The sequence below is a fragment of the Acinetobacter sp. V89_4 genome, from assembly GCF_029967875.1.
In the GTDB taxonomy this organism is placed as follows: domain Bacteria; phylum Pseudomonadota; class Gammaproteobacteria; order Pseudomonadales; family Moraxellaceae; genus Acinetobacter; species Acinetobacter oleivorans.
In genome coordinates this window covers 93269-104784 of the sequence record NZ_JASCAI010000016.1, presented here as the reverse complement: position 1 = coordinate 104784, position 11516 = coordinate 93269, and the positions used below count along the sequence as shown (strand labels likewise).

Sequence of the window (11516 nt, the reverse complement as noted above, 5' to 3'; positions counted from 1 at the left end):
TAAATTAAAAAGGAAGTTGTGCTATGAGCACTATAGAAAAAATTGACGTCGTGATTATTGGGGCTGGGCCATCAGGTAGTTCTGCTGCTGCACTTCTTCGAAAAAAGGGCTATACCGTTACGGTCATTGAAAAACAGCATTTCCCTCGTTTTTCGATAGGTGAGTCATTGCTACCACAGTCTATGGCATTTTTAGAAGAGGCTGGCTTATTGGAAACAGTCCGTGAACATGTTGAGCAATACGCTTTTCAATTTAAAAATGGCGCGGCTTTTTTACGCGGCAAACAGCGTAGCTTCTATGACTTTACAGAAAAATTTACCGATGGTCCGGGCACAACTTGGCAAGTTCGCCGTGCAGATTTTGACAACTTACTAGCAAAACAGGCTCAAGCTTATGGGGCGGATATTCGCTTTGGGCATGAGGTTTTAGATGTTGATGTTGCATCTGAACAGCCTGTACTTACAGTAATTGATGAAGAACAACAGCGTTATCAGATTCAAACTAAATTCTTGTTAGATGCGAGTGGCTTTGGACGAATTTTGCCAAAGTTATTAGATCTAGAAAGTCCATCAAATTTTCCGGTACGACGTGCGCTGTTTACCCATATTGAAGATGGAGTTACAGATGATCCAGAGTTTGATCGTAATAAAATTTTAATTACTGTCCATGAAAAAGATCACCGTGCATGGTATTGGCTGATTCCATTTGGAGATGGACGGGCTTCTTTCGGGGTTGTTGCAGAACAAGATTTTTTTGATAAATACACGGTCGAAAATGCTGAAGATAATGAGCCTGAGGCAATGTTTAAGCGTATTTTGGCTGATGAGCCAAGCTTGTCACATGTATTGCGCCATGCAAAGTTTGATACACCAGTGCGGACCTTGGTGGGCTACTCAGCGAATGTAAAACACTTGGCAGACCGCAATTATGCGCTATTAGGTAATGCGGGTGAGTTTCTTGATCCAGTCTTTTCATCAGGTGTGACAATTGCTCTTAAATCTTCAAGTTTGGCGGTTCCTTTGGTTGAACGAGTTTTGCAAGGTCAGCAAGTCGACTGGTTAGAAGAATATGAAAAACCATTACGCCGCGGCATTCAGGTATTTCGTGCCTATGTTGAGTCATGGTACGAAGGCGAGTTCCAAGATGTGGTGTTCTCGAAAAATCAGAATGAAGGTATTCGCCGTATGATTTCTTCATTATTGGCTGGTTATGCGTGGGATGAAAAAAATCCAATCCATAAAAATGCTAAACGTAGGCTCAGCACCTTGGCAGAATATTGTCGTGAAGGCTTGGCGCAAGAACAGGTACTTGAGGGATAACCATGCAACGCAAATGGGCAACGATATTACTCAGTAGTTTGATATTTTTAAATGGTTGTCAGGTCATGCCACATGCCAAAGGGCTGCAAAGTCCTCTATGGCAGGCTCAGACTTATCAAAGACAAGATCAGGTTGAAGTCCAGTGGAAGCAGCAAAGTTTTAGCTTCTTGTTATATCAACAGCAAAAGGGCGCTGTACTGGATATGGTCGCTTTGAGCCTAACAGGCCAGCAATTATTTAAGTTACAGTTTGATGGGCATCGGGTTCATGTTGAACAGCGTATTGATCAAATGCGTTTATTGCCTTTTGAGTTTGTGGTGCGTGACCTTTTGTTTGCAACATACCCTCAGTTTTCGCATTTAGGGCAGCAAGCTGTAGAGATGAAACAACAAGCAGACAAGCAGGTTGTTTATATTGAAAAGCAGCCTGTGTTGCAGGTTAAACAAGGGCAAGGAAGCATTGAATTGATTAATGAACAAGTCCCTTATACCATGACGCTGAGTTCGATTGAGAACACTTTACAGACAGAAGAAAGTCCTACGCCATGAAACATCTACCTTCAGCAAATGCAGCTCCAATGGCAGTAGGCATAAAATTTAGTGTTGGTTTATCTGCATTAGGCTGTGAACTTAATCAAATTAAACAGGTATTACAACAGCCGCAGCAAACCTTGAGTTTGCGAGATGATTTAATCGTTGATCGTGATGTTTGGGTGGGACAATATACGCATCCATTATGTTCGAGCGTACCCGATACTTTACAGTCTGTAGATTCACGTAATCTACGTTTTGCCTTAACCGCATTATCTGAAATCGAAATAGAGTTAAAAGCTTATACAGCATCCTTTGAAAATAAACGTTTGGCCATTGTGGTGGGCACATCGACTTCTGGTATTGCAGATAATGAATTATTGCTTAAGCAATATTTTCAAGGGCAAACCGATCTATCGATATCTCATTATCCCCAAGAAATGAGTTGTTTAGCGAAAGCATTGCAGCAGTACTTAGGATGGGAAGGGCCAGCCTATACGATTTCAACAGCTTGTTCTTCAAGCGCTAAAGCATTAGCCGCAGGGCAGAGATTACTTCACGCAGATTTAGCCGATGTTGTGCTAGTCGGTGGCGTCGATACCTTGTGTAAGTTGACTCTAAATGGGTTTAATAGCCTAGAAAGTTTATCTGAACATATTTGCCAACCCTGCGGTGTAAACCGTGATGGTATTAATATTGGTGAAGCTGCTGCGTTTTTTGTACTGAGTAAAGAACAAGCACCTGTCATGTTAATGGGAGCGGGTGAATCTATGGATGCATGGCACATTTCGGCCCCGCACCCTGAAGGTAGAGGTGCCGCTTTAGCTATGCAACGTGCATTAGATATGGCAAATATTTCCGCTCAAGAGGTGGGCTATATCAACTTGCATGGAACAGCAACTCCACAAAATGACGCAATGGAAATTAAGGCTGTAAGGCAAGTTTTTGGTGATTACCAAGTTGCTTTAAGTAGTACAAAACATAAAACTGGACATTGCCTCGGTGCAGCGGGTGCCATCGAAGCTTTTATTTGTGAGCAAGTTTTAAAAGATCAAAGTTGGCTGCCTTTACATCAAAGTGGTGAGGTTGATCCAGATTTGGCTGACCAAAACTATGTGCAAGAAGCTGAACTAAAACAATCCATTCGCTATGTCATGAGTAATTCTTTCGCTTTTGGGGGAAGTAATATTAGTCTTGTTTTTGGAGTGAAGCCCTAGTGAAACTAGATGCAATTCAATATATTCCTCATGAGCAACCGATGGTATTTATTGACCATTTAACCGAGGTTGCAGAAGGGCGAGCGCAAGCAGAACTCACGATTACGCCAGAGCTAATGTTTTGTGAAGCAGAAGGTTTGCCGACATGGGCAAGCATTGAAATTATGGCACAAACGATTAGTGCTTATTCCGGCTGGCAAGGTCAGCAGTCAAAACAAGCGCCAAAAGTCGGTTTTTTATTGGGAACGCGTAAGTTAAATTTACCGATCCCTTATTTCGCCTTGGGTTCTCGATTGATCATTCAAATAGAACAACAATATTTTCATGAAGGACTTGGGCAATTTTCCTGTGAAATTCAATATGCTGAGCACTGCATTCAGGCAACGTTAAGTGTATTTGAACCAACAGAATCACCATTTGAATAACCACAAAGAATTAGGAATACATTGTGACAAGACGAATTTTAGTAACAGGTTCAAGTCGAGGAATTGGGAAAGCGATTGCATTACAACTAGCAAAGGCTGGTTTTGATGTGACTGTACATGCACGTTCGCGTCAGGCAGAGGCTGAGCAAGTCGTACAAGAGATTCAAGCATTAGGACAAAATAGCCATTATCTAATGTTTGATGTAAATGAACGCCAGACGGTTCAACAAATTTTAGAGCAAGATGTAGAGCAGCATGGCGGATTCTATGGCGTTGTATTGAATGCAGGTCTTACCCATGATGGTGCTTTTCCAGCGCTCACCGATCAAGATTGGGATGAAGTTATTTCGACTTCCCTAGACGGTTTTTATAACGTATTAAAACCATTAGTTATGCCAATGATTCACTTACGTAAAGGTGGCCGTATTGTCACCTTATCTTCGGTTTCTGGGATTATGGGTAACCGTGGTCAGGTTAACTATAGTGCTGCAAAAGCAGGATTGATTGGTGCGACTAAGGCTTTGGCACTCGAATTGGCGAAGCGAAAAATTACTGTGAACTGTGTCGCACCAGGGTTGATCGAAACTGAAATGGTGACAGATGAAGTCAAAGAGCATGCACTTAAAATGATTCCGTTGCAACGCATGGGACAGGTCGATGAAGTGGCGAGCGTGGTGAAATTTTTGTGTTCAGATGAAGCCTCGTATGTAACTCGACAGGTTATTTCTGTAAATGGGGGACTCATTTGATGAAACGTGTGGTCGTGACAGGAATGGCAGGAATTACCTCTTTAGGTGAAACCTCTGATGAGATCTTTGCTCGATTTGATGCTGCCAAAAGTGGTATACGCTACATGCCAGAGTGGGAGCAATATGTTGATCTTCGGACTAAGCTTGCTGGCCCTGTTGAAACATTCCATGTTCCAAAACATTTTAACCGTAAAGTTACCCGTGGGATGGGGCGTGTAGCGCTCATGTCTGTGGTTTGTGCCGAAACTGCTTTACAAAATGCTGGTTTGCTTGGGCATGAAATTTTGTCTAGTGGCGAAGCAGGTGTTGCTTTTGGTTCTTCTGCGGGTAGTGTAGAGGCCGTAGGTGAGTTTGCTAGCATGTTGCTTCATCAGAGCATGAGTAAGATCAATGCAACAACCTATATTCGTATGATGGCCCACACCAGTGCGGTGAACATGACCGTATATTTTGGTCTAAAAGGCTTAACTTTACCGACCTCAAGTGCATGTACCTCTGGTTCTATGGCCATTGGGCAAGCCTATGAAGCAATTAAATATGGCAAACAACAGCTCATGATTGCAGGTGGTGCTGAGGAACTCAGTGCGGCAGGTGCAGCAGTTTTTGATGTATTGTTCGCGACCAGTGGCATGAATGACCAACCCGAAAAAACACCGCGTCCATTTGATGCCAAGCGAGATGGATTGGTGATTGGTGAAGGGGCAGGCTGTTTAATTTTAGAAGAATACGAACATGCCAAAGCTCGAGGTGCTCATATCTATGCAGAGGTGATTGGCTATGGTAGCAATACCGATGGTCAACATGTAACTCGTCCTGATGCAGAAATGATGGGCCGTTGTATGGAGTTGGCACTTAAAGATGCATCTATAGAGGCTAAAGACATCGCTTATGTGAATGCGCACGGTACCTCAACAGATCAGGGGGATGTAGCTGAAAGTCAGGCGACAGCAACAGTTTTAGGACGTAAACCAATCAGCTCTTTAAAAAGCTACTTTGGACATACGCTGGGGGCGTGTGGAGCTATTGAAGCTTGGCTGAGCATTGAAATGATGAATCGTGGCCGTTTCATTCCAACTTTAAACCTAGATGAAATCGACCCATTGTGTGGTGATCTGGATTATATCGTTCAGCAGCCGAGAACTTTGGATGCTGACATTATTATGAGCAATAACTTTGCTTTTGGTGGAATTAATACTTCGCTTATTTTTAAACGTGTTAAACAATAAGGAACACAACAATGTTAAATAAAAAACTTTTATTTGTAGCAATGCTAAGTGCGGGTTTTACTGCCACTGTTCAGGCTGGAGATGAAGTACATCAGTTAAATTTTAAAGAAGCTGTAGACCGTGCAGTTGCAGATGGGACTTTAGATGGTTCAGTAAAGTTTTATTTAAAGGGTACAAAGACTGGCGGTAAAATTATTCAAAAAGATGCGGTAACCAATAAAAAAACCAATGGTTTTGGTAAGTCAGCAGCAACGTCTTGTGACTGGGTTTTACGTTCAGCACTGATTCAAATGCAAAACAATGCTAAAGCACAAGGTGCAAACGCTGTTACCAATATTGTGAGCTATTTTAAAGCCAATGAAACTACAAGTACGACAACTTACGATTGCTATAAAGGTGCCATGATGGCGGGTGTTACCTTAAAAGGCGATGTGGTTAAGTTCTAATTAATTTTAAATAAGGTCGGGATAATGTCTAAACGTAATATTGAAGTCTACACACAGACATTGTCCCAGCTTCTTTTAAAATCTAAACAAGATTTTCCAGACTTTCGTACATTTAATCATTATAAAAAACAGCAAATACATAATATTAGAAACGAGCTGATAGCACAGAAATTACAAATTAAAATAACGGATTTGGAGTTTGCAAAGCATGAGCATGGCAAGCCCTATTTATTGAATCACGATTTAAATTTTAATCACTCTCATAGCCAACAATATTATGCTTTAGCGATGAGTCAGCATGTTAAAGATATCGGTATAGACGTTGAAGAGTTAGACCGTAAAGTACGTTTGGAAGCTCTAGCGCAGCATGCATTTCATCCTGATGAATATGCAACATGGCAAAGTCTAGAACAAGATAGAGAATATTGGTTTAAAGTCTGGACGACAAAAGAGGCTGTTCTAAAAGCTTCAGGCCTTGGTATCCGTTTAGATTTAAATACTTTAAATACTCAAGCACATCCTACAGACCGTGGCGGAATATGTTCTCATCCACTGATCGGGACATTTGCTTATCAAAACTTCGTTGTGGGTAATATGATTTTAACAGTGGCATGGCGCTCAGCATTATCTTGCCGTGGTTTTCAATTTCCTATAATTAAGCTTCATTCACTTGATGTTTAATAAGCGAATAGCAGACATAAAAAAACCGCGAATTACGCGGTTTTTTTAGTTTAGAGCAAGCTATAAAATTAAGCTTGACCTTCAACAGCTTGAGCGCGTTGCATATTCGCTTCGAACTCTGCATCAAAGTTGATTGGTGTAAGAAGTAACTGTGGGAAGCTACCTTTAGTCACTAAATCATTTACCGCTTCACGTAAGAACGGGAACAAAATATTTGGGCAATAAGCGCCTAAAATATACGGTAAGCGATCTTCTTCGATGTTATCAATCAAGAAAATACCTGATTGAGTGATATCTACAATGAACGCTGTTTCGTTGTCGTTATCGGCTTGTACCACAACTTTTAAAGAAACTTCAAAATGAGTTGGATCAATTTTTTCTGCAGCAGAAGAAAGATTGATATTGAGTTCAGGTTGCCATTGTTTAGTAAAAACCTGCGCCCCAGGAACCTCAAAAGAAATATCTTTTGTATAAATACGCTCTAAAGCTAATTGTGGTTGAACTTGTTGTTCTTCGCTCATTGTTTTTTCCTTAATATGGATGCGAGATTAAGCCAATAATTCGTCGAGTTTACCTTCACGCTCTAAAGCATAAAGTTGGTCAAAACCACCAATAAACTGATCGTTAATAAAAATTTGTGGGACAGTACGATGATTAGTGCGTTGCATTAATTCAACACGTACTTCCGGTGCTTCAACAGAAAGATTTACTTCTTTGTAAGCAACACCTTTACGCTCAAGTAACTGTTTAGCACGAACACAATACGGGCATACAGAAGTTGAGTAAACAATGACATTTGCAGCCATAATAATTCTCCTTAAGCTTTTGGTTTGCTTTTTACAAGAGGTAAGCCTTGTGCTTTCCAGTTACTAATGCCACCATCGAGTCGATAGCTGTCATGGTGAGCAACTTTTTGCAAAGCACTACCAGCGACTTGCCCGAGGTTGCAAATAAATACTAATGGACGGTCACTTGCTTTTAATTCATCAGCATGACTTGCAATTTGGCTGAAAGGAATATTGCGGCTACCACTAATATGACCTTCACGGAAGTCTTTACTATCGCGCAAGTCGATGAGTATGGCATTTTTCGCTTTCACTAAAATACCAAGCGACTGTGGTGAAATTTTACGACCGTTACGTTGACCTTCAAAAATGAAGAACAACACGACCAAGACTCCGAGCGTACCAAACAAAATGGGGTGATTCCCCATAAACTCTAACCAGCGTTCCACAAGTCACCTAAAAAAAATTAAAAACAAAATTGACCTAGAGTATAGCGTATATAGATGGTGATCAAAATCACCACTTCAAGGGCAAAGCGGACAGAAAATTAGTTTTTTTGCTGTGCTTCTTGAATCTCATCATTTAAACGCAAAAAGCTATCTAGGCGCCGTGGTAAAATTTCACCAGATTCTACAGCATGTTTTAACCCACAGTTCTTTTCATGAGTATGGGTGCAATTACGGAATTGGCAAGAACCCAAATGTGCTTCAATTTCTGGAAAGCCCATACGAATTTTTTCTAAATCAAGATGCCAAAGCCCAAATTCACGAATTCCCGGTGAGTCGATTAACGCGCCATTTTTACCGAAATTCATTAAGCGTGTAGAGGTTGTTGTGTGCTGACCAAGTGCAGAGTTTTCAGAAATAATATTTGTTTTTTGCTCTGCTTCTGGAATGAGCACATTAATTAAAGAACTTTTTCCTACACCCGATTGGCCAACGAAAGCGACTGTTTCGCCATCTAAACGTTCAGATAAAGCAGAGATATCACCCTTTTTAGACTGACAAATCATCACTTCATAACCCAAAGTTTTATATTCTTCTAATAGTGTGAGAATTGGGTCATTTTCGGTTAACAAATCAGACTTATTGAGGACTAAAAGAGCAGGAATATTAGCATCTGCACAAGCAACTAAATAACGGTCAATTAACGTTGGCGCAGGTTCAGGAAGCGGTGAAAATACAATCACAATCAAACTGATATTTGCTGCCACAGGTTTAACTTTGTGATAACGGTCTGGGCGGGTAAGTAAAGAGGTACGAGGGTGAATGGCTGTAATAATACCTAAACCCGTGTTTGGGTCAGCTTGCCATTTAACTCGGTCACCAGTCACAAGTAATTCTAAGTTTGTTCGAGTATGACAGCGCCATACGCTTTTAAGCTCGATAGGTTTCCAGAAAGGTTCTGGCTCTCCTTCGGCAACTTGAGGTTTTTCTGGGTGATGCTCAGGTACAGAGAGTGCTTGTACTTCAAGTTGGCGGCCATAATGTTGTACAACGAGTCCGTCCAGATCTTGTGAAGTATCGGCCTCTTCTTGGCGAGTTTTGTGCTGTTTTTCAATACGACGTTGCTGTTGTTCAGTTAAACGACGCTTACGAATTAAAGCCATTCATATCCCAAAAAAACCACTGTTTGAAGATGGCAAAAATAGCATGAAGCGGCTATAGAATTACAGCGCAGATGCAAGAAATTTGCTACTATTGATGTTTTTACGGCATTTTAGAACGTACATACATGAGCAGTACTTTAAATACACGATTAATTTGGATTGATCTGGAAATGACCGGATTAGATACCGATAATGACCAAATTATTGAAATCGCAACAATTATTACAGATGATCATTTAAATGTACTTGCCGAAGGTCCGGTTTTAGCCGTTCACCAGCCTGACCGTATTTTAAATGCAATGGATGAGTGGAATACTCGCCAGCATGGGCAATCTGGTCTGATTGAACGAGTTCGTCGCAGCAAATTAACAGCTCGTGATGCTGAGTTACAAACTTTAGAATTCCTAAAAAAATGGGTGAATCCAAAAGTTTCACCGATGTGTGGTAACTCGATCTGTCAGGATCGCCGTTTCTTACACCGTCTTATGCCTGAACTTGAGCAGTATTTTCACTATCGTAATCTTGATGTATCTACGGTAAAAGAACTCTCAAAACGCTGGCGCCCTGAAATCATGAGTGGTCTGAAAAAGAATGCATCGCATTTAGCAATGGATGATATTCGTGACTCGATTTCCGAGTTGAAATATTACCGTGAATACTTCTTTATTATGAACACTGATGGTAAAGATTAATGACTTTGCCCGAGTGATATGAAAGGGAGGCTATAGCCTCCTTTTTTATTATTTAAAGGGGATTGTTACAATAATGCCGATCGCCTGATTTGGCTTTCATATTCATTTTGCTTAAAATGATGTTTTAAATTTTTATTATAAAAAGAGAGCATTTATGCAAAGTAATAACCCGATACTGACCCGTGTTGAAACGGTCAGTGACTATAGTCAACCGATGACTGTGCAAGGTGCGATTCAAAAATCTGTAATGTTGACAGTCATTGCTGCTGCGGTAGGTGTCGCTTTATTTTTCTATGCAGCCTTTACTGCAAATGTTGGTATTGCTTACGCGGCTTCAATTGTGGGTGCAATTGGTGGCTTGGTTTTAGCTTTAATTACAACGTTTAAACCAACGACCGCGCCAACATTGGCAATTCCGTATGCCTTATTTGAAGGGGCTTTTTTAGGTGGTATTTCTTTTACTTTCCAGTTGAAATACCCAGGTGTTCCTCTTCAAGCTTTATTAGCAACTTTCGTCACTACTTTGGTGATGTTTGGTCTATATAAATTCCAAATTATTCGTGCAACTGAAAAGTTCAAGTCAGTTGTAATTTCTGCATCTTTGGCGATCTTTATTGTATTTATCGTGCAGATGGTCATGCGTTTAGCATTTGGTTCAAGCGTTCCTTATATTTTTGAAAGTAACTGGTTAGGTATTGGCTTTGCTGCATTTGTTGCAGTGATTGCTTCACTTAACCTGATTTTAGATTTTGATTTAATTGAAACTAATGCAGCTTATCGTGCACCAAAATTCATGGAATGGTTGTGTGGTATCGCATTACTTGCAACTTTAGTGTGGATGTATATTTCTTTCTTACGCTTACTTGGCTTATTGTCTGACGACTAAGATTGAATTCATCGAGAAGTCGCTCCTTATCAGGAGCGATTTTTTTTCGTGCGATTTTTGAAAAAAGATGCATTATGCAATTTCGAAAACCGTTGAATATTGGCATTATGCTTGAAATTGTTTTGAGTGAGATCGGCATGACACAAGGACTTTTAGCAGGTAAGCGCTTTTTGATTGCAGGCGTTGCTAGTAAATTATCAATTGCTTTTGGTATTGCACAAGCATTACACCGTGAAGGTGCTGAGCTTGCGTTTACTTATCCAAACGAAAAATTAAAAAAACGTGTGGATGAATTTGCTGAGCAATTCGGTTCTAAGCTTGTGTTTCCATGTGATGTTGCTGTTGATGCTGAAATTGATAATGCATTTGCAGAACTTGCAAAACATTGGGACGGTGTAGACGGTGTTGTGCACTCAATCGGCTTTGCACCTGCACACACGCTTGATGGTGACTTCACTGACGTGACTGACCGCGATGGTTTTAAAGTTGCTCATGACATCAGTGCATACAGCTTTATTGCAATGGCTCGTGCTGCAAAACCTTTATTACAAGCTCGCCAAGGTTGTTTATTGACGTTGACTTACCAAGGTTCTGAGCGCGTTATGCCTAACTACAACGTAATGGGTATGGCAAAAGCTTCTTTAGAAGCTGGTGTTCGCTATTTAGCTTCAAGCTTGGGTGTTGATGGCATTCGCGTAAATGCGATTTCTGCGGGTCCAATCCGTACTTTGGCTGCTTCTGGTATTAAGTCTTTCCGTAAAATGTTAGATGCTAATGAAAAAGTTGCGCCGTTAAAACGTAATGTAACGATTGAAGAAGTAGGTAATGCAGCGTTGTTCCTATGCTCACCTTGGGCTTCTGGTATTACTGGTGAAATTTTATATGTAGATGCTGGTTTCAATACTGTAGGTATGAGCCAATCTATGATGGATGATGAATAAGTTTTAAAAT

Annotated in this window: 15 protein-coding genes; 11 read left to right on the top strand and 4 right to left on the bottom strand. The window is 40.7% G+C overall.

The features are described from left to right. Positions 1–23: 23 nt before the first annotated feature. The 8 genes from QLG01_RS04810 to QLG01_RS04775 are packed head-to-tail and all read left to right on the top strand — an operon-like array spanning position 24 to position 6593. Positions 24–1319, top strand: a complete 1296-nt coding sequence (locus QLG01_RS04810) for an NAD(P)/FAD-dependent oxidoreductase (RefSeq protein ID WP_282495944.1) — start codon at positions 24–26, stop codon at positions 1317–1319. A gap of 2 nt (positions 1320–1321) precedes the next feature. Beyond that, positions 1322–1867, top strand: a complete 546-nt coding sequence (locus QLG01_RS04805) for a DUF3261 domain-containing protein (RefSeq protein WP_151767334.1) — start codon at positions 1322–1324, stop codon at positions 1865–1867. After that, complete coding sequence (locus QLG01_RS04800; RefSeq protein ID WP_282495943.1) at positions 1864–3066, top strand: beta-ketoacyl-[acyl-carrier-protein] synthase family protein; 1203 nt, start codon at positions 1864–1866, stop codon at positions 3064–3066. The genes QLG01_RS04805 and QLG01_RS04800 overlap by 4 nt, the downstream gene beginning before the upstream one ends. Beyond that, a complete protein-coding gene (locus QLG01_RS04795; RefSeq protein ID WP_000762337.1) occupies positions 3066–3491 on the top strand; it encodes a 3-hydroxylacyl-ACP dehydratase in 426 nt (141 codons plus the stop codon). Before QLG01_RS04800 ends, QLG01_RS04795 begins: the two co-directional genes overlap by 1 nt. Before the next feature lie 23 nt (positions 3492–3514). Beyond that, positions 3515–4240, top strand: coding sequence for a 3-ketoacyl-ACP reductase FabG2 (locus QLG01_RS04790; protein ID WP_004794677.1), 726 nt, complete (start codon positions 3515–3517; stop codon positions 4238–4240). Then, positions 4240–5466, top strand: coding sequence for a beta-ketoacyl-ACP synthase (locus QLG01_RS04785; protein ID WP_282495942.1), 1227 nt, complete (start codon positions 4240–4242; stop codon positions 5464–5466). The genes QLG01_RS04790 and QLG01_RS04785 overlap by 1 nt, the downstream gene beginning before the upstream one ends. Positions 5467–5477: 11 nt before the next feature. Further along, positions 5478–5912, top strand: coding sequence for a hypothetical protein (locus QLG01_RS04780; protein ID WP_013198963.1), 435 nt, complete (start codon positions 5478–5480; stop codon positions 5910–5912). Between the two features lie 24 nt (positions 5913–5936). Beyond that, on the top strand, positions 5937–6593 hold the full coding sequence (locus tag QLG01_RS04775) for a 4'-phosphopantetheinyl transferase superfamily protein (RefSeq protein WP_013198962.1): 657 nt from the start codon (positions 5937–5939) through the stop codon (positions 6591–6593). A gap of 68 nt (positions 6594–6661) precedes the next feature. On the opposite strand, the gene secB is transcribed toward QLG01_RS04775, so the two are convergent. The 4 genes from secB to rsgA form a co-directional block, all read right to left on the bottom strand. Continuing rightward, complete coding sequence (gene secB, locus QLG01_RS04770) at positions 6662–7114, bottom strand: protein-export chaperone SecB (protein WP_003654925.1); 453 nt, start codon at positions 7112–7114, stop codon at positions 6662–6664. 27 nt (positions 7115–7141) lie between these two features. After that, the gene (gene grxC, locus QLG01_RS04765; protein ID WP_002114715.1) at positions 7142–7399 is read right to left on the bottom strand and encodes a glutaredoxin 3; all 258 of its coding nucleotides are present in this window, start codon (positions 7397–7399) and stop codon (positions 7142–7144) included. A gap of 11 nt (positions 7400–7410) precedes the next feature. Further along, positions 7411–7827 carry a rhodanese-like domain-containing protein gene (locus QLG01_RS04760; RefSeq protein ID WP_004794673.1) on the bottom strand — a complete coding sequence of 139 codons (417 nt, stop codon included), beginning with the start codon at positions 7825–7827 and terminating at the stop codon, positions 7411–7413. A 98-nt stretch (positions 7828–7925) separates the two neighbouring features. After that, complete coding sequence (gene rsgA / locus QLG01_RS04755; RefSeq protein WP_005302303.1) at positions 7926–8987, bottom strand: small ribosomal subunit biogenesis GTPase RsgA; 1062 nt, start codon at positions 8985–8987, stop codon at positions 7926–7928. Between the two features lie 125 nt (positions 8988–9112). Between rsgA and orn the strand changes: the two genes are divergently transcribed. The 3 genes from orn to QLG01_RS04740 all read left to right on the top strand — a co-directional run bounded on the left by orn (position 9113) and on the right by QLG01_RS04740 (position 11506). After that, positions 9113–9679 carry an oligoribonuclease gene (gene orn / locus QLG01_RS04750; RefSeq protein WP_005302306.1) on the top strand — a complete coding sequence of 189 codons (567 nt, stop codon included), beginning with the start codon at positions 9113–9115 and terminating at the stop codon, positions 9677–9679. A 154-nt stretch (positions 9680–9833) separates the two neighbouring features. Next, positions 9834–10565, top strand: coding sequence for a Bax inhibitor-1/YccA family protein (locus tag QLG01_RS04745; RefSeq protein WP_004794670.1), 732 nt, complete (start codon positions 9834–9836; stop codon positions 10563–10565). Between the two features lie 137 nt (positions 10566–10702). Continuing rightward, complete coding sequence (locus tag QLG01_RS04740) at positions 10703–11506, top strand: enoyl-ACP reductase (protein WP_023274323.1); 804 nt, start codon at positions 10703–10705, stop codon at positions 11504–11506. Positions 11507–11516: the final 10 nt, after the last annotated feature.

What these genes read in the sequence shown, in the direction of transcription:
- rsgA (WP_005302303.1), bottom strand. Translation starts at nt 8,987, where the DNA reads ATGGCTTTAATTCGTAAGCGTCGTTTAACTGAACAACAGCAACGTCGT.
- grxC (WP_002114715.1), bottom strand. Translation starts at nt 7,399, where the DNA reads ATGGCTGCAAATGTCATTGTTTACTCAACTTCTGTATGCCCGTATTGT.
- QLG01_RS04745 (WP_004794670.1), top strand. Translation starts at nt 9,834, where the DNA reads ATGCAAAGTAATAACCCGATACTGACCCGTGTTGAAACGGTCAGTGAC.
- QLG01_RS04785 (WP_282495942.1), top strand. Translation starts at nt 4,240, where the DNA reads ATGAAACGTGTGGTCGTGACAGGAATGGCAGGAATTACCTCTTTAGGT.
- secB (WP_003654925.1), bottom strand. Translation starts at nt 7,114, where the DNA reads ATGAGCGAAGAACAACAAGTTCAACCACAATTAGCTTTAGAGCGTATT.
- QLG01_RS04740 (WP_023274323.1), top strand. Translation starts at nt 10,703, where the DNA reads ATGACACAAGGACTTTTAGCAGGTAAGCGCTTTTTGATTGCAGGCGTT.
- QLG01_RS04775 (WP_013198962.1), top strand. Translation starts at nt 5,937, where the DNA reads ATGTCTAAACGTAATATTGAAGTCTACACACAGACATTGTCCCAGCTT.
- QLG01_RS04805 (WP_151767334.1), top strand. Translation starts at nt 1,322, where the DNA reads ATGCAACGCAAATGGGCAACGATATTACTCAGTAGTTTGATATTTTTA.
- QLG01_RS04780 (WP_013198963.1), top strand. Translation starts at nt 5,478, where the DNA reads ATGTTAAATAAAAAACTTTTATTTGTAGCAATGCTAAGTGCGGGTTTT.
- QLG01_RS04800 (WP_282495943.1), top strand. Translation starts at nt 1,864, where the DNA reads ATGAAACATCTACCTTCAGCAAATGCAGCTCCAATGGCAGTAGGCATA.
- orn (WP_005302306.1), top strand. Translation starts at nt 9,113, where the DNA reads ATGAGCAGTACTTTAAATACACGATTAATTTGGATTGATCTGGAAATG.
- QLG01_RS04810 (WP_282495944.1), top strand. Translation starts at nt 24, where the DNA reads ATGAGCACTATAGAAAAAATTGACGTCGTGATTATTGGGGCTGGGCCA.